The organism is Pseudomonas sp. A2, assembly GCF_023100865.1.
Lineage (GTDB): Bacteria > Pseudomonadota > Gammaproteobacteria > Pseudomonadales > Pseudomonadaceae > Aquipseudomonas > Aquipseudomonas asiatica.
In genome coordinates this window covers 599,046-621,545 of sequence record NZ_CP039127.1, presented here as the reverse complement: position 1 = coordinate 621,545, position 22,500 = coordinate 599,046, and the positions used below count along the sequence as shown (strand labels likewise).

At 57.7% G+C, this 22,500-nt stretch carries 33 protein-coding genes; 1 reads left to right on the top strand and 32 read right to left on the bottom strand.

Annotated features, from left to right (window positions below):
• Nucleotides 1-103 precede the first annotated feature (103 nt).
• Nucleotides 104-2,938, top strand: a complete 2,835-nt coding sequence (gene uvrA / locus E5221_RS02935) for an excinuclease ABC subunit UvrA (protein WP_013970642.1) — start codon at nucleotides 104-106, stop codon at nucleotides 2,936-2,938.
• Nucleotides 2,939-3,055: 117 nt separating this feature from the next.
• Here uvrA and bfr read toward each other — a convergent pair whose 3' ends face one another.
• The 32 genes from bfr to fusA all read right to left on the bottom strand — a co-directional run bounded on the left by bfr (nucleotide 3,056) and on the right by fusA (nucleotide 22,494).
• Nucleotides 3,056-3,520: a bacterioferritin gene (gene bfr / locus E5221_RS02930; protein WP_003257116.1), complete on the bottom strand. Its 465-nt coding sequence runs from the start codon at nucleotides 3,518-3,520 to the stop codon at nucleotides 3,056-3,058.
• Nucleotides 3,521-3,683: 163 nt separating this feature from the next.
• Complete coding sequence (locus E5221_RS02925; protein ID WP_039614598.1) at nucleotides 3,684-5,123, bottom strand: catalase; 1,440 nt, start codon at nucleotides 5,121-5,123, stop codon at nucleotides 3,684-3,686.
• A gap of 172 nt (nucleotides 5,124-5,295) precedes the next feature.
• Nucleotides 5,296-5,682: a 50S ribosomal protein L17 gene (gene rplQ / locus E5221_RS02920; RefSeq protein WP_003255451.1), complete on the bottom strand. Its 387-nt coding sequence runs from the start codon at nucleotides 5,680-5,682 to the stop codon at nucleotides 5,296-5,298.
• A gap of 42 nt (nucleotides 5,683-5,724) precedes the next feature.
• Complete coding sequence (gene rpoA, locus E5221_RS02915; protein ID WP_003255452.1) at nucleotides 5,725-6,726, bottom strand: DNA-directed RNA polymerase subunit alpha; 1,002 nt, start codon at nucleotides 6,724-6,726, stop codon at nucleotides 5,725-5,727.
• 22 nt (nucleotides 6,727-6,748) lie between these two features.
• On the bottom strand, nucleotides 6,749-7,369 hold the full coding sequence (rpsD, locus tag E5221_RS02910; protein ID WP_003257114.1) for a 30S ribosomal protein S4: 621 nt from the start codon (nucleotides 7,367-7,369) through the stop codon (nucleotides 6,749-6,751).
• Nucleotides 7,370-7,384: 15 nt separating this feature from the next.
• Nucleotides 7,385-7,774, bottom strand: a complete 390-nt coding sequence (gene rpsK / locus E5221_RS02905; RefSeq protein WP_003255454.1) for a 30S ribosomal protein S11 — start codon at nucleotides 7,772-7,774, stop codon at nucleotides 7,385-7,387.
• 18 nt (nucleotides 7,775-7,792) lie between these two features.
• Entirely contained in the window at nucleotides 7,793-8,149 is a 357-nt protein-coding gene (rpsM, locus tag E5221_RS02900) for a 30S ribosomal protein S13 (protein ID WP_003257112.1), read from the bottom strand.
• Nucleotides 8,150-8,280: 131 nt separating this feature from the next.
• Entirely contained in the window at nucleotides 8,281-8,397 is a 117-nt protein-coding gene (gene rpmJ, locus E5221_RS02895) for a 50S ribosomal protein L36 (RefSeq protein ID WP_002555468.1), read from the bottom strand.
• Nucleotides 8,398-8,425: 28 nt separating this feature from the next.
• Nucleotides 8,426-9,757, bottom strand: coding sequence for a preprotein translocase subunit SecY (gene secY, locus E5221_RS02890; protein ID WP_247846829.1), 1,332 nt, complete (start codon nucleotides 9,755-9,757; stop codon nucleotides 8,426-8,428).
• Nucleotides 9,758-10,192, bottom strand: a complete 435-nt coding sequence (rplO, locus tag E5221_RS02885; protein ID WP_003257107.1) for a 50S ribosomal protein L15 — start codon at nucleotides 10,190-10,192, stop codon at nucleotides 9,758-9,760. It lies immediately after the preceding gene.
• Nucleotides 10,193-10,195: 3 nt separating this feature from the next.
• A complete protein-coding gene (gene rpmD / locus E5221_RS02880) occupies nucleotides 10,196-10,372 on the bottom strand; it encodes a 50S ribosomal protein L30 (RefSeq protein ID WP_003255463.1) in 177 nt (58 codons plus the stop codon).
• Between the two features lie 2 nt (nucleotides 10,373-10,374).
• The gene (gene rpsE, locus E5221_RS02875) at nucleotides 10,375-10,875 is read right to left on the bottom strand and encodes a 30S ribosomal protein S5 (RefSeq protein WP_003255465.1); all 501 of its coding nucleotides are present in this window, start codon (nucleotides 10,873-10,875) and stop codon (nucleotides 10,375-10,377) included.
• 3 nt (nucleotides 10,876-10,878) lie between these two features.
• Nucleotides 10,879-11,229, bottom strand: a complete 351-nt coding sequence (rplR, locus tag E5221_RS02870; protein ID WP_009397496.1) for a 50S ribosomal protein L18 — start codon at nucleotides 11,227-11,229, stop codon at nucleotides 10,879-10,881.
• 10 nt (nucleotides 11,230-11,239) lie between these two features.
• Nucleotides 11,240-11,773 (bottom strand): 50S ribosomal protein L6, encoded by a 534-nt coding sequence (rplF, locus tag E5221_RS02865; protein WP_009681972.1) that lies wholly within the window; start codon nucleotides 11,771-11,773, stop codon nucleotides 11,240-11,242.
• 12 nt (nucleotides 11,774-11,785) lie between these two features.
• Nucleotides 11,786-12,178 carry a 30S ribosomal protein S8 gene (rpsH, locus tag E5221_RS02860; RefSeq protein ID WP_009681971.1) on the bottom strand — a complete coding sequence of 131 codons (393 nt, stop codon included), beginning with the start codon at nucleotides 12,176-12,178 and terminating at the stop codon, nucleotides 11,786-11,788.
• 209 nt (nucleotides 12,179-12,387) lie between these two features.
• A complete protein-coding gene (gene rpsN, locus E5221_RS02855) occupies nucleotides 12,388-12,693 on the bottom strand; it encodes a 30S ribosomal protein S14 (protein ID WP_013970638.1) in 306 nt (101 codons plus the stop codon).
• Nucleotides 12,694-12,706: 13 nt separating this feature from the next.
• Entirely contained in the window at nucleotides 12,707-13,246 is a 540-nt protein-coding gene (gene rplE / locus E5221_RS02850) for a 50S ribosomal protein L5 (protein WP_003257095.1), read from the bottom strand.
• A 20-nt stretch (nucleotides 13,247-13,266) separates the two neighbouring features.
• The gene (rplX, locus tag E5221_RS02845) at nucleotides 13,267-13,581 is read right to left on the bottom strand and encodes a 50S ribosomal protein L24 (RefSeq protein WP_013970637.1); all 315 of its coding nucleotides are present in this window, start codon (nucleotides 13,579-13,581) and stop codon (nucleotides 13,267-13,269) included.
• 11 nt (nucleotides 13,582-13,592) lie between these two features.
• Nucleotides 13,593-13,961 carry a 50S ribosomal protein L14 gene (rplN, locus tag E5221_RS02840; RefSeq protein WP_002555479.1) on the bottom strand — a complete coding sequence of 123 codons (369 nt, stop codon included), beginning with the start codon at nucleotides 13,959-13,961 and terminating at the stop codon, nucleotides 13,593-13,595.
• Between the two features lie 23 nt (nucleotides 13,962-13,984).
• Nucleotides 13,985-14,251 carry a 30S ribosomal protein S17 gene (gene rpsQ / locus E5221_RS02835; RefSeq protein WP_003255478.1) on the bottom strand — a complete coding sequence of 89 codons (267 nt, stop codon included), beginning with the start codon at nucleotides 14,249-14,251 and terminating at the stop codon, nucleotides 13,985-13,987.
• Nucleotides 14,252-14,253: 2 nt separating this feature from the next.
• Nucleotides 14,254-14,445 (bottom strand): 50S ribosomal protein L29, encoded by a 192-nt coding sequence (gene rpmC / locus E5221_RS02830; protein WP_002555481.1) that lies wholly within the window; start codon nucleotides 14,443-14,445, stop codon nucleotides 14,254-14,256.
• Nucleotides 14,445-14,858, bottom strand: a complete 414-nt coding sequence (rplP, locus tag E5221_RS02825; RefSeq protein WP_003255479.1) for a 50S ribosomal protein L16 — start codon at nucleotides 14,856-14,858, stop codon at nucleotides 14,445-14,447. Before rplP ends, rpmC begins: the two co-directional genes overlap by 1 nt.
• A gap of 12 nt (nucleotides 14,859-14,870) precedes the next feature.
• Nucleotides 14,871-15,557, bottom strand: a complete 687-nt coding sequence (gene rpsC / locus E5221_RS02820; protein ID WP_003255481.1) for a 30S ribosomal protein S3 — start codon at nucleotides 15,555-15,557, stop codon at nucleotides 14,871-14,873.
• Nucleotides 15,558-15,570: 13 nt separating this feature from the next.
• Nucleotides 15,571-15,903, bottom strand: a complete 333-nt coding sequence (gene rplV / locus E5221_RS02815) for a 50S ribosomal protein L22 (protein ID WP_003103908.1) — start codon at nucleotides 15,901-15,903, stop codon at nucleotides 15,571-15,573.
• Between the two features lie 11 nt (nucleotides 15,904-15,914).
• On the bottom strand, nucleotides 15,915-16,190 hold the full coding sequence (gene rpsS, locus E5221_RS02810; RefSeq protein WP_003255482.1) for a 30S ribosomal protein S19: 276 nt from the start codon (nucleotides 16,188-16,190) through the stop codon (nucleotides 15,915-15,917).
• Between the two features lie 16 nt (nucleotides 16,191-16,206).
• Nucleotides 16,207-17,031: a 50S ribosomal protein L2 gene (gene rplB / locus E5221_RS02805; RefSeq protein WP_015268750.1), complete on the bottom strand. Its 825-nt coding sequence runs from the start codon at nucleotides 17,029-17,031 to the stop codon at nucleotides 16,207-16,209.
• 14 nt (nucleotides 17,032-17,045) lie between these two features.
• The gene (gene rplW, locus E5221_RS02800; protein ID WP_003255484.1) at nucleotides 17,046-17,345 is read right to left on the bottom strand and encodes a 50S ribosomal protein L23; all 300 of its coding nucleotides are present in this window, start codon (nucleotides 17,343-17,345) and stop codon (nucleotides 17,046-17,048) included.
• The gene (gene rplD, locus E5221_RS02795) at nucleotides 17,342-17,944 is read right to left on the bottom strand and encodes a 50S ribosomal protein L4 (protein WP_008089819.1); all 603 of its coding nucleotides are present in this window, start codon (nucleotides 17,942-17,944) and stop codon (nucleotides 17,342-17,344) included. Before rplD ends, rplW begins: the two co-directional genes overlap by 4 nt.
• Nucleotides 17,945-17,956: 12 nt before the next feature.
• Nucleotides 17,957-18,592 (bottom strand): 50S ribosomal protein L3, encoded by a 636-nt coding sequence (rplC, locus tag E5221_RS02790; protein WP_003257089.1) that lies wholly within the window; start codon nucleotides 18,590-18,592, stop codon nucleotides 17,957-17,959.
• Nucleotides 18,593-18,672: 80 nt separating this feature from the next.
• Nucleotides 18,673-18,984: a 30S ribosomal protein S10 gene (rpsJ, locus tag E5221_RS02785; RefSeq protein ID WP_003186070.1), complete on the bottom strand. Its 312-nt coding sequence runs from the start codon at nucleotides 18,982-18,984 to the stop codon at nucleotides 18,673-18,675.
• A 141-nt stretch (nucleotides 18,985-19,125) separates the two neighbouring features.
• Nucleotides 19,126-20,319 (bottom strand): elongation factor Tu, encoded by a 1,194-nt coding sequence (gene tuf / locus E5221_RS02780; protein WP_023382632.1) that lies wholly within the window; start codon nucleotides 20,317-20,319, stop codon nucleotides 19,126-19,128.
• 27 nt (nucleotides 20,320-20,346) lie between these two features.
• A complete protein-coding gene (gene fusA, locus E5221_RS02775; protein WP_061551336.1) occupies nucleotides 20,347-22,494 on the bottom strand; it encodes an elongation factor G in 2,148 nt (715 codons plus the stop codon).
• Between the last annotated feature and the right edge of the window lie 6 nt (nucleotides 22,495-22,500).

Genomic DNA, 22,500 nt, shown 5'->3' with positions numbered 1-22,500 from the left:
GATTCTATCAGTCCGACAGCTTGACGGCATCTACGCGACGCTTTGCCGCGTAATGGCAGGGCGCCGTATACTTCCTTGTTTATGCCCGCCGAGCGAGGCCGCAGTGGACAAGATCCTGATTCGTGGGGCACGTACCCACAACCTGAAGAACATCGACCTGACCCTGCCCCGGGACAAGCTGATCGTGATCACCGGCCTGTCCGGTTCCGGCAAGTCGTCCCTGGCATTCGACACCCTGTACGCCGAAGGCCAGCGCCGCTATGTGGAATCGCTGTCGGCCTACGCCCGGCAGTTCCTGTCGATGATGGAAAAGCCCGACGTCGACACCATCGAAGGCCTGTCGCCGGCCATTTCCATCGAGCAGAAGTCGACCTCGCACAACCCCCGCTCCACGGTCGGCACCATCACCGAAATCTACGACTATCTGCGCCTGCTGTACGCTCGCGTGGGTACCCCACGCTGCCCGGATCACGATATCCCGCTGGAAGCGCAAACGATCAGCCAGATGGTCGACCTGGTGCTGGAGCGACCGGAAGGCAGCAAGCTGATGCTGCTGGCGCCGGTGGTGCGCGAGCGCAAGGGCGAGCACCTGGCGGTGTTCGACGAGCTGCGCGCCCAGGGCTTCGTGCGCGCCCGGGTAAACGGCAAGCTCTACGAACTCGACGAACTGCCCAAGCTGGACAAGCAGAAAAAACACAGCATCGATGTGGTGGTGGACCGTTTCAAGGTCCGCGCCGACCTGCAACAGCGCCTGGCCGAGTCGTTCGAGACCGCGCTCAAGCTGGCCGACGGCATAGCCCTGGTAGCGCCGATGGATGACGAGCCAGGCGAGGAGACGATTTTCTCCGCGCGTTTCGCCTGCCCGGTCTGTGGCCATGCCATCAGCGAGCTGGAGCCGAAGCTGTTCTCCTTCAACAACCCCGCCGGCGCCTGCCCTACCTGCGATGGCCTGGGGGTGAAGCAGTTCTTCGACACCAAGCGCCTGGTCAATGCCGAGCTCACCTTGGCCGAAGGCGCGATCCGCGGCTGGGACCGGCGCAACGTGTACTACTTCCAGATGCTCGGCTCGCTGGCCGCGCATTACGGCTTCAGCCTGGAGGAACCATTCGGCCAGCTTTCGGCCGAGCACCAGAAGGTGATCCTGCAGGGCAGCGGCAAGCAGAGCGTCGACTTCAAGTACCTCAACGACCGTGGCGACATCGTCAAGCGCTCGCACCCGTTCGAAGGCATCGTGCCGAACCTGGAGCGTCGCTACCGCGAGACCGAGTCGGCCACCGTGCGCGAAGAACTGGCCAAGTTTCTCGGCACCCAGCCGTGCCCCGATTGCCGCGGCACCCGCCTGCGCCGTGAGGCAAGGCATGTGTGGGTGGGCGAAAAAACGCTACCGGCAGTGACCAACCTGCCGATCGGTGAAGCCAGCAACTACTTCGGCGAGCTGACTCTGACCGGACGCCGTGGCGAGATTGCGGCGAAGATCCTCAAGGAAATCTGCGAGCGCCTGCAGTTCCTGGTGAACGTCGGTCTCGACTATCTCACCCTGGACCGCAGCGCTGATACCCTGTCCGGTGGCGAAGCGCAGCGTATCCGCCTGGCCAGCCAGATCGGTGCTGGCCTGGTGGGAGTGATGTACATCCTCGATGAGCCGTCCATCGGCCTTCATCAACGTGACAATGACCGCCTGCTGGCCACCCTCAACCACCTGCGCGACCTGGGCAACACGGTGATCGTGGTGGAACACGACGAGGACGCCATCCGCCTGGCCGACTACGTGGTGGACATCGGCCCTGGGGCCGGCGTGCACGGCGGTCAGATCGTCGCCGAGGGGTCGCCGCAGGAGGTCATGGAGCACCCCGACTCGCTGACCGGCAAGTACCTGTCAGGGCGCAAGAAGATCGTAGTGCCGGCCAAGCGCACGCCGCGCAACAAGAAGCTGCAACTCAAGCTCAAGGGCGCGCGTGGCAACAACCTGCAAAACGTCGACCTTGAAATCCCGATCGGCCTGCTGACCTGCGTGACCGGGGTGTCCGGTTCGGGCAAGTCGACACTGATCAACAACACCCTGTTCCCACTGGCCGCGACCGCCCTGAATGGCTCAAGCAGCCTGGAAGCGGCACCGCATGCCAGCATGGATGGCCTGCAGCACCTGGACAAGGTAGTGGACATCGACCAGAGCCCGATCGGCCGCACCCCTCGCTCGAACCCGGCGACCTACACCGGCATCTTCACGCCGATCCGCGAGCTGTTCTCCGGTGTGCCGGAATCGCGTTCGCGCGGCTATGGTCCGGGGCGTTTCTCGTTCAACGTCAAGGGAGGCCGTTGCGAGGCCTGCCAGGGCGATGGCCTGATCAAGGTGGAGATGCACTTCCTGCCGGACATCTATGTGCCGTGCGACGTGTGCAAGAGCAAGCGCTACAACCGCGAAACCCTGGAGATCAAGTACAAGGGCAAGAACATCCACGAGGTGCTGGAAATGACCATCGAGGATGCCCGCGAGTTCTTCGACGCAGTGCCGGCGCTGGCGCGCAAGCTGCAGACGTTGATGGATGTGGGGCTGTCATACATCAAGCTGGGCCAGTCGGCGACCACGCTGTCGGGCGGTGAGGCACAGCGAGTGAAGCTGTCGCGCGAACTGTCCAAGCGTGACACCGGCAAGACCCTGTACATCCTCGACGAGCCGACCACGGGCCTGCACTTTGCCGATATTCAGCAGTTGCTGGACGTGCTGCATCGCCTGCGCGACCACGGCAATACCGTGGTGGTGATCGAGCACAACCTGGATGTGATCAAGACCGCGGATTGGCTGGTGGATCTGGGGCCGGAGGGTGGTTCGAAAGGCGGGCAAATCATTGCCTGCGGTACGCCGGAAGAACTGAGTACGATGAAGCAGTCGTATACCGGGCACTACCTGAAACCGTTGCTGGAGCGGGATCGGGCGTAAGGCCTCGGGGGGCGCTTTGCGCCCATTTCGCGACAAAAGGCCGCTCCACAGGAGGAATGCATTTCCCTGTGGGAGCGGCCTTTTATCGCGATAGGGCTGCAAAGCAGCCCCAGCCTTTTACATCTGCGACTGCAGGTAATTCTCGAGGCCAATGGCCTTGATCAGCCCCTGCTGCTTCTCCAGCCAGTAGGTGTGATCTTCTTCGGTATCAGCCAACTGAGCGCGCAGGATGTCGCGGCTGATGTAGTCCTTGTGCAATTCGCACAGTTCGATGCCTTTGCACAGCGCGCCGCGTACCTTGTACTCGAGCTTGAGGTCGGCCTCGATCATTTCCGGCACGGTGCTGCCCACTTCCAGGTCATCCGCGCGCATGTCAGGGGTGCCTTCGAGCATGAGGATGCGACGCATCAGGGCATCGGCGTGCTGCGTCTCTTCTTCCATTTCGTGGTTGATGCGCTCGTAGAGCTTGGACAGGCCCCAGTCTTCGTACATACGCGAGTGAATGAAGTACTGGTCGCGAGCCGCCAGTTCGCCCTTCAGCAGCGTAACGAGGTAGTTGATTACGTCCGGGTGACCTTGCATCGCCCTGCTTCTCCATGTGAAAACGTCTATGCCATATAGTGTGAACCAGCTTTTGCCCGCGGTCACTGAAAACCGCGCAATTAGAAGCAAAAAATCGGTTAAACAGTAGTGATATTCATTGAAAAACCGCCCAAATGAGGGCGGTTCTTCTTATCACTTCGACTTAGGCGAGATTGATGCCCAAGGCCTTGGCAACCCCTTCGCCATAGGCCGGATCGGCCTTGAAGAAGTATTGCAGCTGACGCTGGATCACGTCTTCGCTGACGCCTGCCATGGTGCCGGCAATGTTGTTTATCAGTAGGGCTTTCTGCTCATCGCTCATCAGGCGGAACAGCGCGCCGGCGTGGCTGTAGTAGTCGGTGTCCTCGCGGTGGTCGTAGCGGTCTGCCGAACCATTCAGGGCCAGTGCAGGCTCGGCGTGGCCTGGTGACTGCTTCGGCGCATCGCTGTAGCTGTTGGGCTCATAGTTCGGCGCGCTGCCGTAACTGCCAGCGGCCATGGAACCATCACGCTGGTAGCTGTTGACCGGGCAGCGTGGTGCGTTCACCGGCAGCTGCTGGTGGTTGGTACCCACCCGGTAGCGATGCGCGTCGGCGTAGGCGAATACCCGCCCTTGCAGCATGCGGTCCGGCGACAGGCCAACACCCGGCACCATGTTGCTCGGGCCAAACGCAGCCTGCTCGACCTCGGCAAAGTAGTTGAGCGGGTTACGGTTGAGCTCCAGCACACCCACTTCAATCAGCGGGTAGACCTTCTGCGACCAGGTCTTGGTAACGTCGAAGGGGTTTTCGTCGCGGCTGGCAGCCTCGGCTTCGCTCATCACCTGGATGCATACGGTCCAGCGTGGGTAATCGCCCCGCTCGATGGCTTCGAACAGGTCGCGCTGGGCGTAGTCCGGGTCAGTACCTGCCAGACGCGCAGCATCTGCCGGAGCGAGGTTCTTGATGCCTTGCTGGGTCTTGAAGTGCCATTTGACCCAGGTGCGTTCACCCTTGGCATTGATCAGGCTGTAGGTATGGCTACCGAAGCCGTGCATGTGGCGGTAGCCGTCCGGAATGCCGCGATCGGAGAACAGAATGGTGACCTGATGCAGCGCCTCGGGAGAGTGTGACCAGAAGTCCCACATCATCTGAGCGTTCTTCAGGTTGGATTGTGGGTGACGCTTCTGGGTGTGGATAAAGTCCGGGAACTTCAGTGGGTCGCGGATGAAGAACACCGGCGTGTTGTTGCCGACGATGTCCCAGTTGCCTTCCTCGGTGTAGAACTTGACGGCAAAACCACGGGGATCGCGCTCGGTATCAGCGGAGCCACGCTCACCACCAACGGTCGAGAAGCGCAGGAAGGTTTCGGTCTCCTTGCCAACCTGTTCAAACAACTTGGCACTGGTGTAATCGGTGATATCGCGGGTGACGGTAAAGGTGCCGTAAGCTCCCGAGCCTTTTGCGTGTACGCGGCGCTCAGGAATGTTCTCGCGGTTGAAGTGGGCAAGCTTCTCGATCAGATGGAAGTCGTCGAGCAGCAGCGGGCCGCGCGGGCCGGCGGAACGGGAATTCTGGTTGTCTGCTACAGGTGCACCGCTGGCGGTGGTGAGAATCTTGCTCATGGGCTCTCCTTATCGGTCTTCAAGCGCCGGCTAATCGGCTCTGGAGAGAGTATTGACGAGCAAGGTTACAAGAACAAATGCATTACATGACTTGAATCAATAGAAATAAACAATACATGTTGAAACAAAAAACCGGGCACTAGGCCCGGTTCTTTGTAGCAGACAGAACGTCTTACTCAGCAGCTTCTACAGCGCCGCCGACCGGACGATCAACCAGCTCGACGTACGCCATAGGAGCGTTGTCGCCAGCGCGGAAACCGCACTTCAGGATGCGCAGGTAGCCGCCCTGACGGGTGGCGTAACGCTTGCCCAGGTCGTTGAACAGCTTGCCAACAGCGGACTTCGAACGGGTACGATCGAAGGCCAGACGGCGGTTAGCTACGCTGTCTTCCTTGGCCAGGGTGATCAGCGGCTCGGCAACGCGGCGCAGTTCCTTGGCTTTCGGCAGGGTGGTTTTGATCAGCTCGTGCTCGATCAGCGACACTGCCATGTTCTGGAACATAGCCTTGCGGTGAGAGCTGGTACGGCTCAGGTGACGTCCACTTTTACGATGACGCATGATTCATTCCTTACCAAACACTACGTTCGGTGATTACGACGATCAGGCGGTCGCCTTGTCGTCTTTCTTAAGACTTGCAGGCGGCCAGTTGTCGAGGCGCATGCCGAGAGACAGACCACGAGAGGCCAGGACGTCCTTGATTTCAGTCAGGGACTTCTTGCCCAGGTTAGGAGTCTTCAACAGTTCTACTTCGGTACGCTGAATCAGGTCGCCGATGTAGTAGATGTTCTCCGCCTTGAGGCAGTTGGCCGAACGTACAGTCAGTTCCAGGTCGTCAACCGGACGCAGCAGGATCGGATCGATCTCGTCTTCCTGCTCGACTACGACAGGCTCGCTGTCACCTTTGAGGTCGACGAACGCGGCCAGCTGCTGTTGCAGGATGGTCGCAGCGCGGCGGATAGCCTCTTCAGGATCCAGGGTGCCGTTGGTTTCCAGATCAATGACCAGCTTGTCCAGGTTGGTACGCTGTTCAACACGGGCGTTCTCGACCACATAGGCGATACGACGCACCGGGCTGAACGAAGCGTCCAACTGCAGACGGCCAATGCTACGGCTTTCGTCTTCGTCGGTTTGACGGGAGTCGGCCGGCTCGTAACCACGACCACGAGCTACAGTGAGCTTCATGTTCAGGGCGCCGTTCGACGCCAGGTTCGCGATTACGTGATCGGGGTTGACGATCTCGACATCGTGATCCAGCTGAATATCGGCAGCGGTAACCACCCCCGAACCCTTTTTCGACAAGGTCAGCGTAACTTCGTCACGACCGTGCAGTTTGATAGCCAGGCCTTTCAGGTTCAACAGGATTTCAATGACGTCTTCCTGAACACCTTCGATCGCGGAGTACTCGTGGAGTACGCCGTCGATCTCGGCCTCGACTACTGCACAGCCAGGCATGGAGGACAACAGGATGCGGCGCAGCGCGTTGCCCAGGGTATGGCCGAAACCACGCTCGAGAGGCTCGAGCGTAATCTTGGCGCGGGTCGGACTGACTACCTGCACATCAATGTGGCGGGGAGTCAGGAACTCATTTACCGAAATCTGCATGGATGCACCTATTTTCTAGCCCTTACTTGGAGTAGAGCTCGACAATCAGGTTCTCGTTGATGTCGGCAGACAGGTCACTGCGAGCAGGAACGTTCTTGAAAACGCCCGACTTTTTAGCAGCATCCACGTCAACCCACTCAACGCGGCCACGCTGGGCGCACAGTTCAAGGGCTTGAACAATGCGCAGCTGGTTCAGCGACTTCTCGCGAACCGCGACCACGTCACCCGGACGAACTTGGTAGGATGGAATGTTTACAGTCTTACCGTTGACGCTGATCGCTTTGTGCGAAACCAGCTGACGGGACTCGGAACGAGTCGAGCCGAAGCCCATACGGTAGACGACGTTATCCAGACGGCACTCGAGCAGTTGCAGCAGGTTCTCACCGGTTGCGCCTTTTTTCGAGGCTGCAGCCTGGTAGTAACCGCGGAACTGACGCTCCAGAACACCGTAGATACGACGAACTTTTTGCTTCTCGCGCAGCTGGGTACCGTAGTCGGACTGACGGCCACGGCGCTGGCCGTGGATACCTGGGGCTGCTTCGATGTTGCACTTCGATTCCAGAGCGCGAACGCCGCTCTTCAGGAACAGGTCAGTGCCTTCACGACGAGACAGTTTGCATTTTGGACCAATGTAACGTGCCATTTATCTGTCTCCTGATTACACGCGACGCTTCTTCGGCGGACGGCACCCGTTGTGCGGGATTGGCGTCACGTCGGTGATGCTGGCGATCTTGTAGCCGCAGCTGTTCAGTGCACGAACGGCGGACTCACGACCTGGACCTGGACCCTTGACGTTTACGTCGAGGTTCTTCAGACCGTATTCCAGCGCAGCTTGACCAGCACGCTCAGCAGCGATCTGGGCTGCGAACGGGGTGGATTTGCGCGAACCACGGAAACCCGAACCACCGGAGGTCGCCCAGGACAAAGCGTTGCCCTGACGGTCGGTGATGGTCACGATGGTGTTGTTGAAAGAGGCATGGATGTGGGCGATGCCATCAACCACTGTCTTTTTGACTTTCTTACGAGGACGAGCAGCAGGTTTTGCCATGTCTATATTCCTGGGCGATTACTTGCGGATCGGCTTACGCGGGCCCTTACGGGTGCGTGCGTTGGTCTTGGTGCGCTGACCGCGAACCGGCAGACCTTTACGATGACGCAGGCCGCGGTAGCAACCCAGGTCCATCAAGCGCTTGATCTTCATGTTGATGTCACGACGCAGGTCACCTTCGGTGGTGAACTTCGCGACTTCGCCACGCAGGGTTTCGATTTGCTCGTCGCTCAGATCCTTGATCTTAGCGGCTGGGTTTACACCAGCGTCTGCACAGATCTTCTGTGCAGTAGTGCGACCGACACCATAGATGTAGGTCAGCGAGATAACAGCATGCTTGTTATCTGGAATGTTGACGCCTGCAATACGGGCCATTCAGTGGGACTCCAATTGACAGCTACCTACGCCCCGGAAGCCAAGAAATAGGGCGCGAGATAATATCGCTGTAGAAACGAATAATCAACCCAGCAGCACACTAGCTGCTGGGTTTGAAGCGCAGATCACACTCAGCCTTGGCGCTGTTTGTGACGCGGTTCCGCGCTGCAGATCACTCGTACGACGCCTTCGCGACGGATGATCTTGCAGTTACGGCACAGCTTTTTCACCGATGCACGAACTTTCATTACCGACTCCTCGAACCTTAGGGGCGTATCAGCGCAGCAGACCGCTGCCACCGTAGCCTTTCAGGTTGGCTTTCTTCATCAGGGATTCGTACTGGTGCGAAACGAGGTGCGATTGTACTTGGGACATGAAGTCCATCACAACCACTACCACAATCAGCAACGAGGTCCCGCCAAGGTAGAACGGCACATTTGCTGCCACCACCAGGAACTGGGGCAGAAGGCAGACGGCCATCATGTAAAGAGCACCGAACATGGTCAGACGGGTCAGAACGCCATCAATGTAGCGTGCCGACTGCTCACCAGGACGGATACCCGGAATAAAGGCACCGGACTTCTTCAGGTTTTCCGCTACGTCTTTCGGGTTGAACATCAGCGCTGTGTAGAAGAAGCAGAAGAAAATGATCCCTGCACTAAACAGCAGAATGTTCAACGGCTGACCAGGAGCGATCGACTGCGAGATGTCCTGCAGCCAGCCCATACCTTCGGACTGACCGAACCAGGCACCCAGCGAAGCCGGGAACAGCAGAATGCTGCTCGCGAAAATGGCCGGGATAACCCCCGCCATGTTCAACTTCAGCGGCAAGTGGCTGGTCTGCGCAGCGAAGACCTTGCGGCCCTGCTGACGCTTGGCGTAGTGAACGGCGATACGACGCTGACCACGCTCAATGAACACCACAAAACCGATAATCGCTACTGCCAGCAAACCGATAGCGACCAGGGCGAAAATGTTGATATCGCCTGTGCGCGCAGACTCGAAAGACTGCCCGATTGCTCTCGGAAGACCGGCAACGATACCCGCGAAGATCAACATCGAGATACCGTTGCCCACACCGCGCTCGGTGATCTGCTCGCCCAGCCACATCATGAACATCGCGCCTGCCACGAAGGTGGAGACGGCAACGACATGGAAGCCCAGGCCTACAGAAAACGCCACGCCCTGGTTGGCCAGGCCAATGGACATGCCAATGGCTTGAACCAGTGCCAGGATAACGGTGCCGTAGCGGGTGTACTGGCTGATCTTGCGACGGCCAGCTTCACCTTCCTTCTTCAACTGTTCCAGTTGCGGGCTGACCGCCGTCATCAGCTGCATGATGATCGATGCCGAGATGTACGGCATGATCCCCAGTGCAAAGATGCTCATGCGCTCAAGCGCGCCACCGGAAAACATGTTGAACAAGCTAAGAATGGTCCCCTCATTCTGCCGAAACAGATCCGCCAGACGGTCTGGATTGATGCCAGGAACCGGGATATGCGCACCTATCCGATAGACGATGATCGCCATGAACAGAAAGCGCAGACGAGCCCAGAGTTCCGACATCCCGCCCTTACCGAGCGAAGAGAGAGCACCTTGCTTAGCCATTTATTCCTCGAACTTGCCGCCAGCTGCTTCGATAGCCGCACGCGCACCCTTGGTGGCTGCGATACCCTTGATGGTGACTGCGCGAGTGACTTCGCCAGACAGCATGATTTTCACGCGCTGTACGTTCTGGCCGATCACGTTGGCATCCTTCAGGGATTGCACGGAGATCACGTCGCCTTCCACCTTGGCCAGCTCGGACAGACGCACTTCGGCGCGATCCATGGCTTTCAGGGAAACGAAGCCGAACTTCGGCAGACGACGGTGCAGCGGCTGTTGACCGCCTTCGAAGCCAGGAGCGATCGAACCACCCGAACGGGAAGTCTGACCTTTGTGGCCACGGCCGCCGGTCTTACCCAGACCGCTACCGATACCACGACCTGGACGATGCTTCTCGCGACGGGAACCCGGCGCTGGACTCAGATCATTGAGTTTCATCGATTAACCCTCGACCTTCAGCATGTAGTAAGCCTTGTTGATCATCCCGCGGTTTTCGGGAGTATCCTGGACTTCTACAGTGTGACCGATGCGACGCAGACCCAGGCCCTTAACGCACAGCTTGTGGTTAGGCAGACGGCCCGAGACGCTCTTGATCAGCGTTACTTTTACGGTTGCCATGATCAGAAGATCTCCTCGACGCTCTTGCCGCGCTTGGCAGCAATGGATTCAGGAGATTGCATGGCTTTCAGACCCTTGAAGGTGGCGTAAACCACGTTCACTGGGTTGGTCGAACCGTAGCACTTGGCCAGAACGTTCTGAACACCAGCAACTTCCAGGACAGCACGCATTGCGCCACCGGCGATGATACCGGTACCTTCCGAGGCAGGCTGCATGTAAACCTTCGAGGCGCCGTGGGCTGCCTTGGTGGCGTACTGCAGGGTGGTGCCCTTCAGGTCAACCTGGATCATGTTGCGGCGAGCAGCTTCCATGGCTTTCTGGATCGCGGCAGGTACTTCGCGCGACTTGCCACGGCCGAAGCCAACACGGCCCTTACCATCACCTACCACGGTCAGCGCGGTGAAGGTGAAGATACGGCCGCCTTTTACGGTTTTGGCAACGCGGTTAACTTGAACCAGCTTCTCGATGTAGCCTTCGTCGCGCTTTTGATCGTTATTTGCCATAACTTAGAACTCCAGCCCGCCTTCACGAGCAGCATCAGCCAGCGCTTTGACGCGGCCGTGGTACTTGAAGCCGGAACGGTCAAAGGCAACTTGAGATACACCGGCGGCTTTCGCACGCTCAGCTACCAGCTTGCCAACCTTAGTGGCCGCGTCGATGTTGCCAGTGGCGCCATCACGCAGTTCTTTGTCCAAGGTCGAGGCGCTTGCCAGAACCTTGCTGCCGTCGGCCGAAATGACCTGGGCGTAGATGTGCTGCGAGGAGCGGAACACGCACAGGCGCACGACTTCGAGTTCGTGCATCTTGAGACGTGCTTTGCGAGCGCGACGCAGTCGAGTAACTTTTTTGTCGGTCATTTGCTAGGCCCTACTTCTTCTTGGCTTCTTTACGACGGACTACTTCGTCCGCGTAACGCACACCCTTGCCTTTGTAAGGCTCTGGCGGACGGAAGTCGCGGATTTCAGCGGCCACCTGACCCACCAGCTGCTTGTCGATACCCTTGATCAGGATGTCGGTCTGGCTTGGGGTTTCAGCGGTGATACCGGCTGGCAGTTCGTAGTCCACTGGGTGCGAGAAGCCCAGGGCCAGGTTCAGGACGGTGCCCTTGGCCTGTGCCTTGTAACCAACACCGACCAGCTGGAGCTTGCGCTCGAAGCCTTGGCTTACGCCCTGGACCATGTTGTTCACCAGAGCGCGGGTGGTACCGGCCATGGCGCGAGCTTGCTGGTCACCGTTACGAGCGACGAAACGCAGCTCGCCAGACTCTTCGGTAACTTCAACAGACGAGTGAACGTTCAGTTCGAGAGTGCCTTTGGCACCCTTCACCGAAAGCTGCTGGCCGGCGAATTTGACTTCGACGCCTGCTGGCAGCTTAACGGGGTTCTTAGCGACGCGAGACATGCCTATCCCCCCTTAGAACACTGTGCACAGAACTTCGCCGCCGACACCGGCAGCGCGCGCAGCGCGATCAGTCATCACACCTTTGTTGGTGGAGACGATAGACACGCCCAGACCGCCACGTACTTTCGGCAGTTCTGCGACGGACTTGTACTGGCGCAGGCCTGGACGGCTGGAGCGCTTCAGCTCCTCGATGACCGGACGGCCTTCGAAGTACTTCAGTTCGATCGACAGGGAAGGCTTGGCCTCACCAGTTACCTGGTAGCCGGCGATGTAACCTTCGTCTTTCAGAACTTTGGCAACCGCGACCTTCAGGGTGGAGGAAGGCATGCTTACGACGGACTTTTCAGCCATCTGGGCATTACGGATGCGAGTTAGCATGTCCGCTAACGGGTCCTGCATACTCATGGGCTAGATGCTCCTGATACAAGAATTATTAGCCTTGCGGCTATCACAACCACCCGAGCGGACAGGGCAAAAAACCCAGGCTCAGGTGAGCCGGTCATTCTAGACACAAGGTAGAAACGAAACAAGCCCCATATAGGGGCTTGTTTGTTGGCGAGGTCACCGGCGGTCGGAAGATTGCTCCCCTTCCGCCGGGATCCAGCCTGCAGCGATTACCAGGAGGCCTTGACCAGACCTGGTACGTCACCGCGCATTGCAGCTTGACGCAGCATGTTACGGCCCAGGCCGAACTTACGGTATACACCGTGAGGACGACCGGTCAGGCGGCAACGGTTGCGCAGACGCGAAGCGCTGGCATCACGTGGCTGCTTCTGCAGGGCGACAACGGCAGCGAAACGCTCTTCAGGAGAGGCGTTCAGGTTGACGATGGTCGCTTTCAGCTCGGCACGCTTTTTGGCGTACTTGGCTACCGTGAGCTGACGCTTCAGCTCGCGGTTTTTCATGCTCTTCTTGGCCATTTTCCTACTCCAATCAGTTGCGGAACGGGAACTTGAAAGCACGCAGCAGAGCGCGGCCTTCGTCGTCCGAACGAGCAGTGGTGGTCAGGGTGATGTCCAAACCGCGCAGAGCATCGATCTTGTCGTAGTCGATTTCCGGGAAGATGATCTGCTCTTTCACGCCCATGCTGTAGTTGCCACGGCCGTCGAAGGACTTGGCATTCAGGCCGCGGAAGTCGCGAACCCGAGGCAGGGAGATCGCCAGCAGGCGGTCCAGGAATTCGTACATCTTGTCGCGACGCAGGGTCACCTTGACACCGATCGGCCAGCCTTCACGGACTTTGAAGCCCGCGATGGATTTACGAGCGAAAGTCACAACCGGCTTTTGACCAGTGATCTTTTCCAGGTCGGCAACAGCGTGCTCGATGACTTTCTTGTCGCCGATCGCTTCGCCCAGACCCATGTTCAGGGTGATCTTGGTAACGCGCGGAACTTCCATCACGTTCGACAGCTTAAGTTCTTCCTTAAGCTTAGGAGCGATTTCGTTCCGGTAAATCTCTTTCAGTCGTGCCATGGTCTTCTACCTAGCAGTGTTCAAGCATCAACCGCTTTTTGGGTCGACTTGAAGACACGAATTTTTTTACCGTCTTCTACTTTGAAACCAACGCGGTCAGCCTTGTTGGTTTCGCCGTTGAAGATGGCAACGTTGGAAGCGTGCAGAGGCGCTTCTTTTTCGACGATACCGCCCTGTACGCCCGCCATCGGGTTAGGCTTGGTATGACGCTTGACCAGGTTCACACCACCAACAACCAGACGGTTGTCAGCCAGAACCTTCAGCACCTTACCGCGCTTACCTTTGTCTTTGCCGGCGATCACGATGATCTCGTCGTCACGACGAATCTTTTGCATGTCGGATCTCCTTACAGCACTTCAGGGGCGAGCGAGACGATCTTCATGAACTTCTCAGTACGAAGTTCACGGGTCACTGGCCCGAAGATGCGAGTGCCGATCGGCTCTTGCTTGTTGTTCAGCAGAACAGCAGCGTTGCCGTCGAAACGAATGATGGAACCGTCAGCGCGACGAACACCGTGACGGGTGCGCACGACAACAGCAGTCATCACTTGGCCTTTCTTGACCTTACCGCGCGGAATTGCTTCCTTGACGGTTACCTTGATGATGTCACCGATGCCGGCGTAACGGCGGTGCGAACCGCCGAGCACCTTGATGCACATGACGCGACGAGCGCCGCTGTTATCGGCCACATCGAGCATGGATTGAGTCTGAATCATAAAATTTCTCCGACCCCTAGCCCTTAGACTTCAACAGCGCGTTCGAGGACTTCAACCAGTGCCCAGGACTTGGTCTTGGCCAGCGGACGGGTTTCACGGATGGAAACCTTGTCGCCGATCTTGCACTGGTTGGCTTCGTCGTGCGCGTGCAGCTTAGTCGAACGCTTAACGTATTTACCGTAGATCGGGTGCTTTACGCGACGCTCGATCAGAACGGTGATGGTCTTGTCCATTTTGTCGCTGACGACACGGCCAGTCAGCGTACGGACGGTTTTTTCAGCTTCAGCCATGATCACTTACCTGCCTGCTGGTTGAGCACAGTTTTCACGCGAGCGATGTCACGCTTAACTTGCGAGAGCAGGTGCGACTGCCCCAACTGGCCAGTTGCTTTCTGCATACGCAGATTGAACTGGTCGCGCAGCAAGCCGAGCAGTTGCTCATTCAGTTGCTGTGCCGATTTTTCACGAAGTTCATTCGCTTTCATCACATCACCGTCCGCTTAACAAAGGAGGTGGCGAGAGGCAGCTTTGCAGCAGCCAGGGCGAAAGCTTCGCGCGCCAGCTCTTCAGAAACACCCTCGATTTCATACAGGACTTTGCCTGGCTGAATCTGGGCAACCCAGTATTCCACGGAACCCTTACCTTTACCCATACGAACCTCGAGAGGCTTCTTGGAGATCGGCTTGTCCGGGAACACACGGATCCAGATCTTACCGCCACGTTTTACGTGACGGGTCAGCGCACGACGTGCGGACTCGATCTGGCGAGCGGTGAGGCGACCGCGAGCAACAGCTTTCAGGGCGAATTCGCCGAAGCTGACTTTGCTACCGCGCAGTGCCAGACCACGGTTGTGGCCAGTCATCTGCTTGCGGAATTTTGTACGCTTTGGTTGCAACATTTGGCGTACCCCTTACTTAGCAGCTTTTTTACGAGGCGCTGGTGCTTGTGGTTTCAGTTCTTCTTGGCGACCACCAATAACTTCGCCTTTGAAGATCCAAACCTTCACACCGATCACACCGTAAGTGGTGTGAGCTTCGTAGGTGTTGTAGTCGATATCGGCACGCAGGGTGTGCAGAGGCACACGACCTTCGCGATACCACTCGGTACGAGCAATCTCAGCACCGCCGAGACGACCGCTCACCTGGATCTTGATGCCCTTGGCACCAATACGCATGGCGTTCTGTACGGCGCGCTTCATGGCGCGACGGAACATTACGCGGCGTTCCAGCTGCTGAGCTACGCTCTGCGCAACCAGCATAGCGTCGAGTTCCGGCTTGCGGATCTCTTCGATGTTGATGTGCACAGGCACACCCATCTGCTTGGTCAGGTCCTGACGCAGCTTCTCGACATCTTCACCTTTCTTACCGATAACGATACCGGGACGAGCGGTGTGGATGGTGATGCGTGCAGTTTGAGCCGGACGATGAATATCGATACGGCTTACGGACGCGCTTTTTAGTTTGTCTTGGAGGTACTCACGCGTTTTCAGATCCTTCAACAGGTAATCTGCGTAAGTAGCACCGTCTGCGTACCAGACGGAGGTGTGCTCCTTGACGATTCCCAGGCGAATGCCAGTGGGATGTACTTTCTGACCCATCTGATCGACTCCGTTACTTGTCCGCAACCTTGACAGTGATATGGCAAGACCGCTTGACGATGCGATCAGCACGGCCTTTGGCACGTGGCATGATGCGCTTCAGCGAACGCCCTTCGTTGACGAAGACGGTGGAGACCTTCAGGTCATCAACGTCTGCGCCTTCGTTGTGTTCGGCGTTGGCAACGGCCGACTCGAGGACTTTCTTCATGATTTCAGCGGCTTTTTTGCTGCTGAAGGCCAACAGGTTGAGCGCTTCGCCCACCTTCTTCCCGCGGATCTGGTCGGCGACCAAGCGGGCTTTCTGGGCGGAGATGCGAGCGCCCGACAACTTAGCGGCTACTTCCATTTCCTTACCCCTTAACGCTTGGCTTTCTTGTCAGCCACGTGCCCGCGATAGGTGCGGGTACCGGCGAACTCGCCCAGTTTGTGGCCGACCATGTCTTCGTTCACCAGAACTGGGACATGTTGACGACCGTTGTGTACCGCGATGGTCAGACCGACCATTTGTGGCAGGATCATCGAACGGCGCGACCAGGTTTTAACTGGCTTGCGATCGTTCTTCTCCACCGCCACTTCGACCTTCTTCAGCAGGTGAAGATCGATAAAAGGACCTTTTTTCAGAGAACGTGGCACTGTCGTATCCCTCTAGTTACTTGCGACGACGGACGATCATGTTGTCGGTACGCTTATTACCACGGGTCTTCGCACCCTTGGTTGGGAAGCCCCATGGCGATACCGGATGACGACCACCGGAGGTACGACCTTCACCACCACCATGTGGGTGGTCAACCGGGTTCATGGCAACACCACGAACGGTTGGGCGAACGCCGCGCCAGCGTTTGGCACCAGCTTTACCCAGCGAACGCAGGCTGTGCTCGGAGTTCGAGACTTCGCCCAGGGTCGCACGGCACTCAGCCAGTACTTTACGCATCTCACCGGAACGCAGACGCAGAGTCACGTAGACGCCTTCACGAGCGATCAGCTGAGCCGAAGCACCAGCGGAACGAGCGATCTGAGCACCTTTACCCGGCTTCAGTTCGATGCCGTGAATGGTGCTACCTACTGGGATATTGCGCAGCTGCAGGGAGTTACCGGCCTTGATTGGGGCCAGGGCACCTGCGATCAGCTGGTCACCAGCGCTCACGCCTTTAGGGGCGATGATGTAGCGACGCTCACCGTCTGCGTAGCACAGCAGGGCGATGTGAGCAGTACGGTTCGGGTCGTATTCGATACGCTCGACAGTGGCTGGAATGCCATCTTTGTCGTTGCGACGGAAGTCGACCAGACGGTAATGCTGCTTATGACCACCACCAACGTGACGAGTGGTGATGCGGCCATTGTTGTTACGACCACCAGACTTCGATTTTTTCTCGATCAGCGGTGCGTGAGGAGCGCCTTTGTGCAGCTCCTGGTTGACCACCTTGACCACGAAACGGCGGCCAGGGGAAGTCGGTTTGCATTTAACGATTGCCATGATGCACCCCTTCCTTACTCAGCACTGCTGCTGAAATCGAGATCTTGGCCTGGCTGAAGGGAGACGATCGCCTTCTTCCAGTCATTACGCTTGCCCAGACCACGTGCGGTACGCTTGGTTTTACCCAGAACGTTAACAGTCGACACGTTTTCAACTTTTACGTTGAACAGGCCTTCGACAGCTTTCTTGATTTCCAGCTTGGTTGCATCGGTAGCAACCTTGAATACGAACTGGCCTTTTTTCTCAGCCAGAACGGTAGCCTTCTCGGAAACGTGCGGGCCAAGGAGGACTTTGAATACGCGTTCCTGGTTCATCCCAGCAGCTCCTCGAATTTCTTCACGGCCGAGACAGTGATCAACACTTTCTCGTATGCGATCAGACTGACCGGGTCGGAACCTTGTACGTCACGTACGTCGACGTGCGGCAGGTTGCGAGCAGCCAGGTACAGGTTCTGATCAACAGCGTCGGAAACGATCAGTACGTCGTTCAGACCCATGCCGTTCAGCTTGTTCAGCAGATCTTTGGTTTTCGGTGCTTCAACAGCGAAGTCCTGAACCACGACCAGACGGTCGCTACGCACCAGCTCAGCGAGGATGGAGCGCAGGGCTGCGCGATACATCTTCTTGTTGAGCTTCTGCGAGTGATCTTGAGGGCGAGCTGCGAAGGTTACACCACCGCCACGCCAGATCGGACCACGAGTGGTACCAGCACGAGCACGGCCAGTACCCTTCTGACGCCATGGGCGCTTACCGCCACCAGCCACGTCGGAACGGGTCTTCTGCTGCTTGGTGCCCTGACGGCCGCCGGCCATGTAGGCCACGACTGCTTGGTGTACCAGCGTCTCGTTGAATTCGCCACCGAAAGTCAGTTCGGAAACTTCGATCGCCTGAGCGTCATTTACATTGAGTTGCATGTCAGTTTCCCCTTAACCGCGAGCCTTGACAGCTGGACGTACAACCACGTCGCCGCCAGTAGCGCCTGGAACGGCACCCTTGACCAGCAGCAGGTTGCGCTCAGCGTCTACGCGAACTACTTCCAGGGACTGAACAGTCACGCGCTCGGCGCCCATGTGACCGGACATTTTCTTGCCCTTGAACACACGACCAGGAGTCTGGCACTGGCCGATGGAACCTGGGACACGGTGCGACACGGAGTTACCGTGGGTGTTGTCCTGGCCACGGAAGTTCCAGCGCTTGATGGTACCGGCGAAGCCTTTACCTTTGGACTGACCAGTAACGTCTACCAGCTGGCCTGCAGTGAAGAGTTCAGCTTTGATCAGATCGCCAGCCTGGAAATCGCCTTCTTCAAGACGGAACTCCCAGACACCGCGACCAGCGGCAACGTTGGCCTTTGCGAAGTGACCTGCCTGAGCGGCAGTCACACGCGAAGCACGACGCTCGCCGACAGTGACTTGCACTGCACGGTAGCCATCGGTTTCTTCAGTTTTGAACTGGGTGACACGATTCGGCTCGATCTCGATGACCGTGACCGGAATGGAGACACCTTCTTCGGTGAAAATGCGGGTCATACCGCACTTGCGACCGATTACACCAATAGTCATGTTGTAAACCTCATGAGTGTACGGGGCTTTCACCCGCTATGGCCGCCCATTTCAGAGCGTTACACGACCAGACCGAAGTCTTAGCCGAGGCTGATCTGTACTTCCACACCTGCCGCCAGATCAAGCTTCATCAGCGCGTCAACGGTTTTATCCGTTGGCTGGACGATGTCCAGAACACGCTTATGAGTGCGGATCTCGTACTGGTCACGCGCGTCTTTGTTGACGTGCGGGGAAACCAGAACGGTGAAACGCTCTTTGCGGGTAGGCAGTGGAATTGGACCACGCACTTGTGCACCAGTACGTTTCGCGGTTTCCACGATTTCCTGGGTGGATTGGTCGATCAGGCGATGGTCGAAAGCCTTCAACCTGATACGGATTTGCTGATTTTGCATTGGATTTCAGACTCCAGGCTGTTCCCAACGGACGCACTACGCCCGCTAAAAGGAGGCGTGATTCTATAGACGCCCCCATTTAGTGTCAACCCAATAAAAAAAACCCCCGCTGAGCGGGGGTTTTTTCAATCGGTCGAGTGATTACTCGATGATTTTGGCTACGACGCCGGCGCCGACGGTACGACCGCCTTCACGGATAGCGAAGCGCAGACCGTCTTCCATTGCGATGGTCTTGATCAGGGTAACAGTCATCTGAATGTTGTCACCTGGCATTACCATTTCAACGCCTTCCGGCAGTTCGCAGTTACCGGTCACGTCAGTGGTACGGAAGTAGAACTGAGGACGGTAGCCTTTGAAGAACGGAGTGTGACGGCCGCCTTCTTCCTTCGACAGAACGTAGACTTCTGCGGTGAACTTGGTGTGCGGCTTGACCGAACCTGGCTTGACCAGAACCTGGCCACGCTCAACGTCGTCACGCTTGGTACCACGCAGCAGAACGCCGCAGTTCTCGCCAGCACGGCCTTCGTCCAGCAGCTTGCGGAACATTTCGACACCGGTGCAGGTGGTGGTCGAAGTTTCACGCAGACCAACGATTTCCAGCGGATCCTGAACGCGGACGATACCACGCTCGATACGACCGGTAACAACGGTACCACGACCCGAGATCGAGAATACGTCTTCGATCGGCATCAGGAACGGCTGGTCAACGGCACGAACTGGCTCAGGGATGTAGGCATCCAGAGTTTCTACCAGCTTCTTGACAGCGGTAGTACCCATTTCGTTGTCGTCTTTGCCTTCCAGGGCCATACGAGCCGAACCGATGATGATCGGAGTGTCGTCGCCTGGGAAGTCGTAGGTGGACAGCAGGTCGCGAACTTCCATCTCGACCAGTTCCAGCAGCTCGGCGTCGTCTACCAGGTCAGCCTTGTTCAGGAAGACCACGATGTAAGGAACGCCTACCTGACGGGACAGCAGGATGTGCTCACGGGTTTGTGGCATCGGACCATCGGCGGCCGAGCAAACCAGGATCGCGCCGTCCATCTGGGCAGCACCGGTGATCATGTTCTTCACGTAGTCAGCGTGACCTGGGCAGTCAACGTGAGCGTAGTGACGAATGTTCGAGTTGTACTCGACGTGAGCGGTGTTGATGGTGATACCGCGCGCTTTTTCTTCCGGAGCCGAGTCGATCTTGTCGAACTCAACGACTGCCGAACCGAAAACTTCGGAGCAGACGCGAGTCAGAGCTGCGGTCAGAGTGGTCTTACCGTGGTCAACGTGGCCGATGGTGCCGACGTTAACGTGGGGAAGGGAACGATCAAATTTTTCTTTAGCCACGACAGTGAACCTCTTGCCTAAAGGGGATTAGCCTTGTTTTTTAACGAGTGCTTCGACGATGTTCGACGGAGCTTCGGCGTATTTGGAGAATTCCATGGAGTAGCTTGCGCGACCCTGAGACATGGAACGAACGTCGGTTGCGTAACCGAACATCTCTCCGAGCGGAACTTCAGCGCGGACGACACGGCCAGAGACCGACTCATCCATACCCTGGACCAGACCACGACGACGGTTCAGGTCACCCATCACGTCACCCAGGTAGTCTTCCGGGGTTACAACTTCGACCTTCATGATCGGCTCGAGAACCACGCCACCGCCCTTCTGGGCCAGTTGCTTGGTTGCCATCGAAGCGGCGATCTTGAACGCCATTTCGTTGGAGTCGACGTCGTGGTACGAACCATCGAATACCGCGGCCTTCAGGCCGATCAGAGGATAACCGGCAACAACGCCGTTTTTCATCTGCTCTTCGATACCCTTCTGGATCGCAGGGATGTATTCCTTAGGAATTACACCACCAACGACTTCGTTGGAGAACACCAGACCTTCGGTGATGTTGCCCTTGTCGTCCTGCTCTGGCTCCGAGAAACGGATCCAGCAGTGACCGAACTGACCACGACCGCCCGACTGGCGAACGAACTTGCCTTCGATCTCGACACCGGACTTGGTGATCTTCTCGCGGTACGAAACCTGCGGCTTGCCGATGTTGGCCTCAACGTTGAATTCACGCTTCATGCGGTCAACGATGATGTCCAGGTGCAGCTCACCCATACCGGAGATGATGGTCTGGCCAGTCTCTTCGTCGGTCTTGACGCGGAACGACGGGTCTTCCTGAGCCAGTTTGCCCAGAGCGATACCCATCTTTTCCTGGTCCTGCTTGGTCTTCGGCTCGACAGACAGCGAAATCACTGGCTCCGGGAAGTCCATGCGCTCAAGGATGATTGGCTTGTCAGCGTCGCACAGGGTTTCACCAGTGGTAACGTCCTTCATGCCGATCAGGGCCGCGATGTCGCCAGCGCGCACTTCCTTGATCTCTTCACGCTGGTTGGCGTGCATCTGCACCATACGACCAACGCGCTCTTTCTTGCCTTTGACCGAGTTGATGACCGAGTCACCAGAGGTCAGAACGCCCGAGTAAACGCGAACGAAGGTCAGGGTACCTACGAACGGGTCGGTAGCGATCTTGAACGCCAGGGCCGAGAACGGCTCTGCGTCGTCAGCGTGACGCTCGTCCTGCTGCGCTTCGGTGATTTCATCCTTCGGCACTTCGGCCAGATCAGGGTGGATACCCTTGATCGCAGGAATCTCGGTCGGAGCAGGCAGGAAGTCGATAACGGCGTCGAGAACCAGGGGAACGCCCTTGTTCTTGAACGACGAACCGCAGACAGCCGGAACGATCTCGCTGGCCAGGGTACGCGCGCGCAGACCGGCCTTGATGTCTTCGACGGACAGGTCACCTTCTTCAAGGTACTTGTTCATCAGCTCTTCGTTGGCTTCGGCGGCAGCTTCAACCATGTTGTTGCGCCATTCGTTAGCCAGGTCGACCATATCCGCAGGAATTTCTTCCTCGCGGTAGGTGGTGCCCTTGTCGTCTTCGTTCCAGTAGATGGCTTTCATCTTGATCAGGTCAACCTGACCCTGGAAGTCGTCTTCTGCACCGATAGCCAGCTGGACCGGAACCGGGGTGTGACCCAGGCGGTTCTTGATCTGGCCGACAACGCGCAGGAAGTTGGCACCAGCACGGTCCATCTTGTTCACGTAAACAACACGTGGAACGCCGTACTTGTTGGCCTGACGCCATACGGTTTCGGACTGCGGCTCAACGCCGGAGGTACCGCAGAACACAACGACCGCGCCGTCGAGTACACGCAGCGAACGCTCTACTTCAATGGTGAAGTCAACGTGGCCGGGGGTATCGATGACGTTTACGCGGTAGTTGTCATACTGACCACGGGAACCTTTCCAGAAGGTGGTAACGGCAGCGGAGGTAATGGTGATACCGCGCTCCTGCTCCTGCACCATCCAGTCGGTGGTCGCGGCGCCGTCGTGCACCTCGCCCATCTTGTGGCTCAGACCTGTGTAGAACAGGATCCGCTCGGTAGTGGTAGTCTTGCCCGCGTCAACGTGGGCGCAGATACCGATGTTACGGTAGCGGTTAATTGCTGTAGTACGAGCCATAAAGCC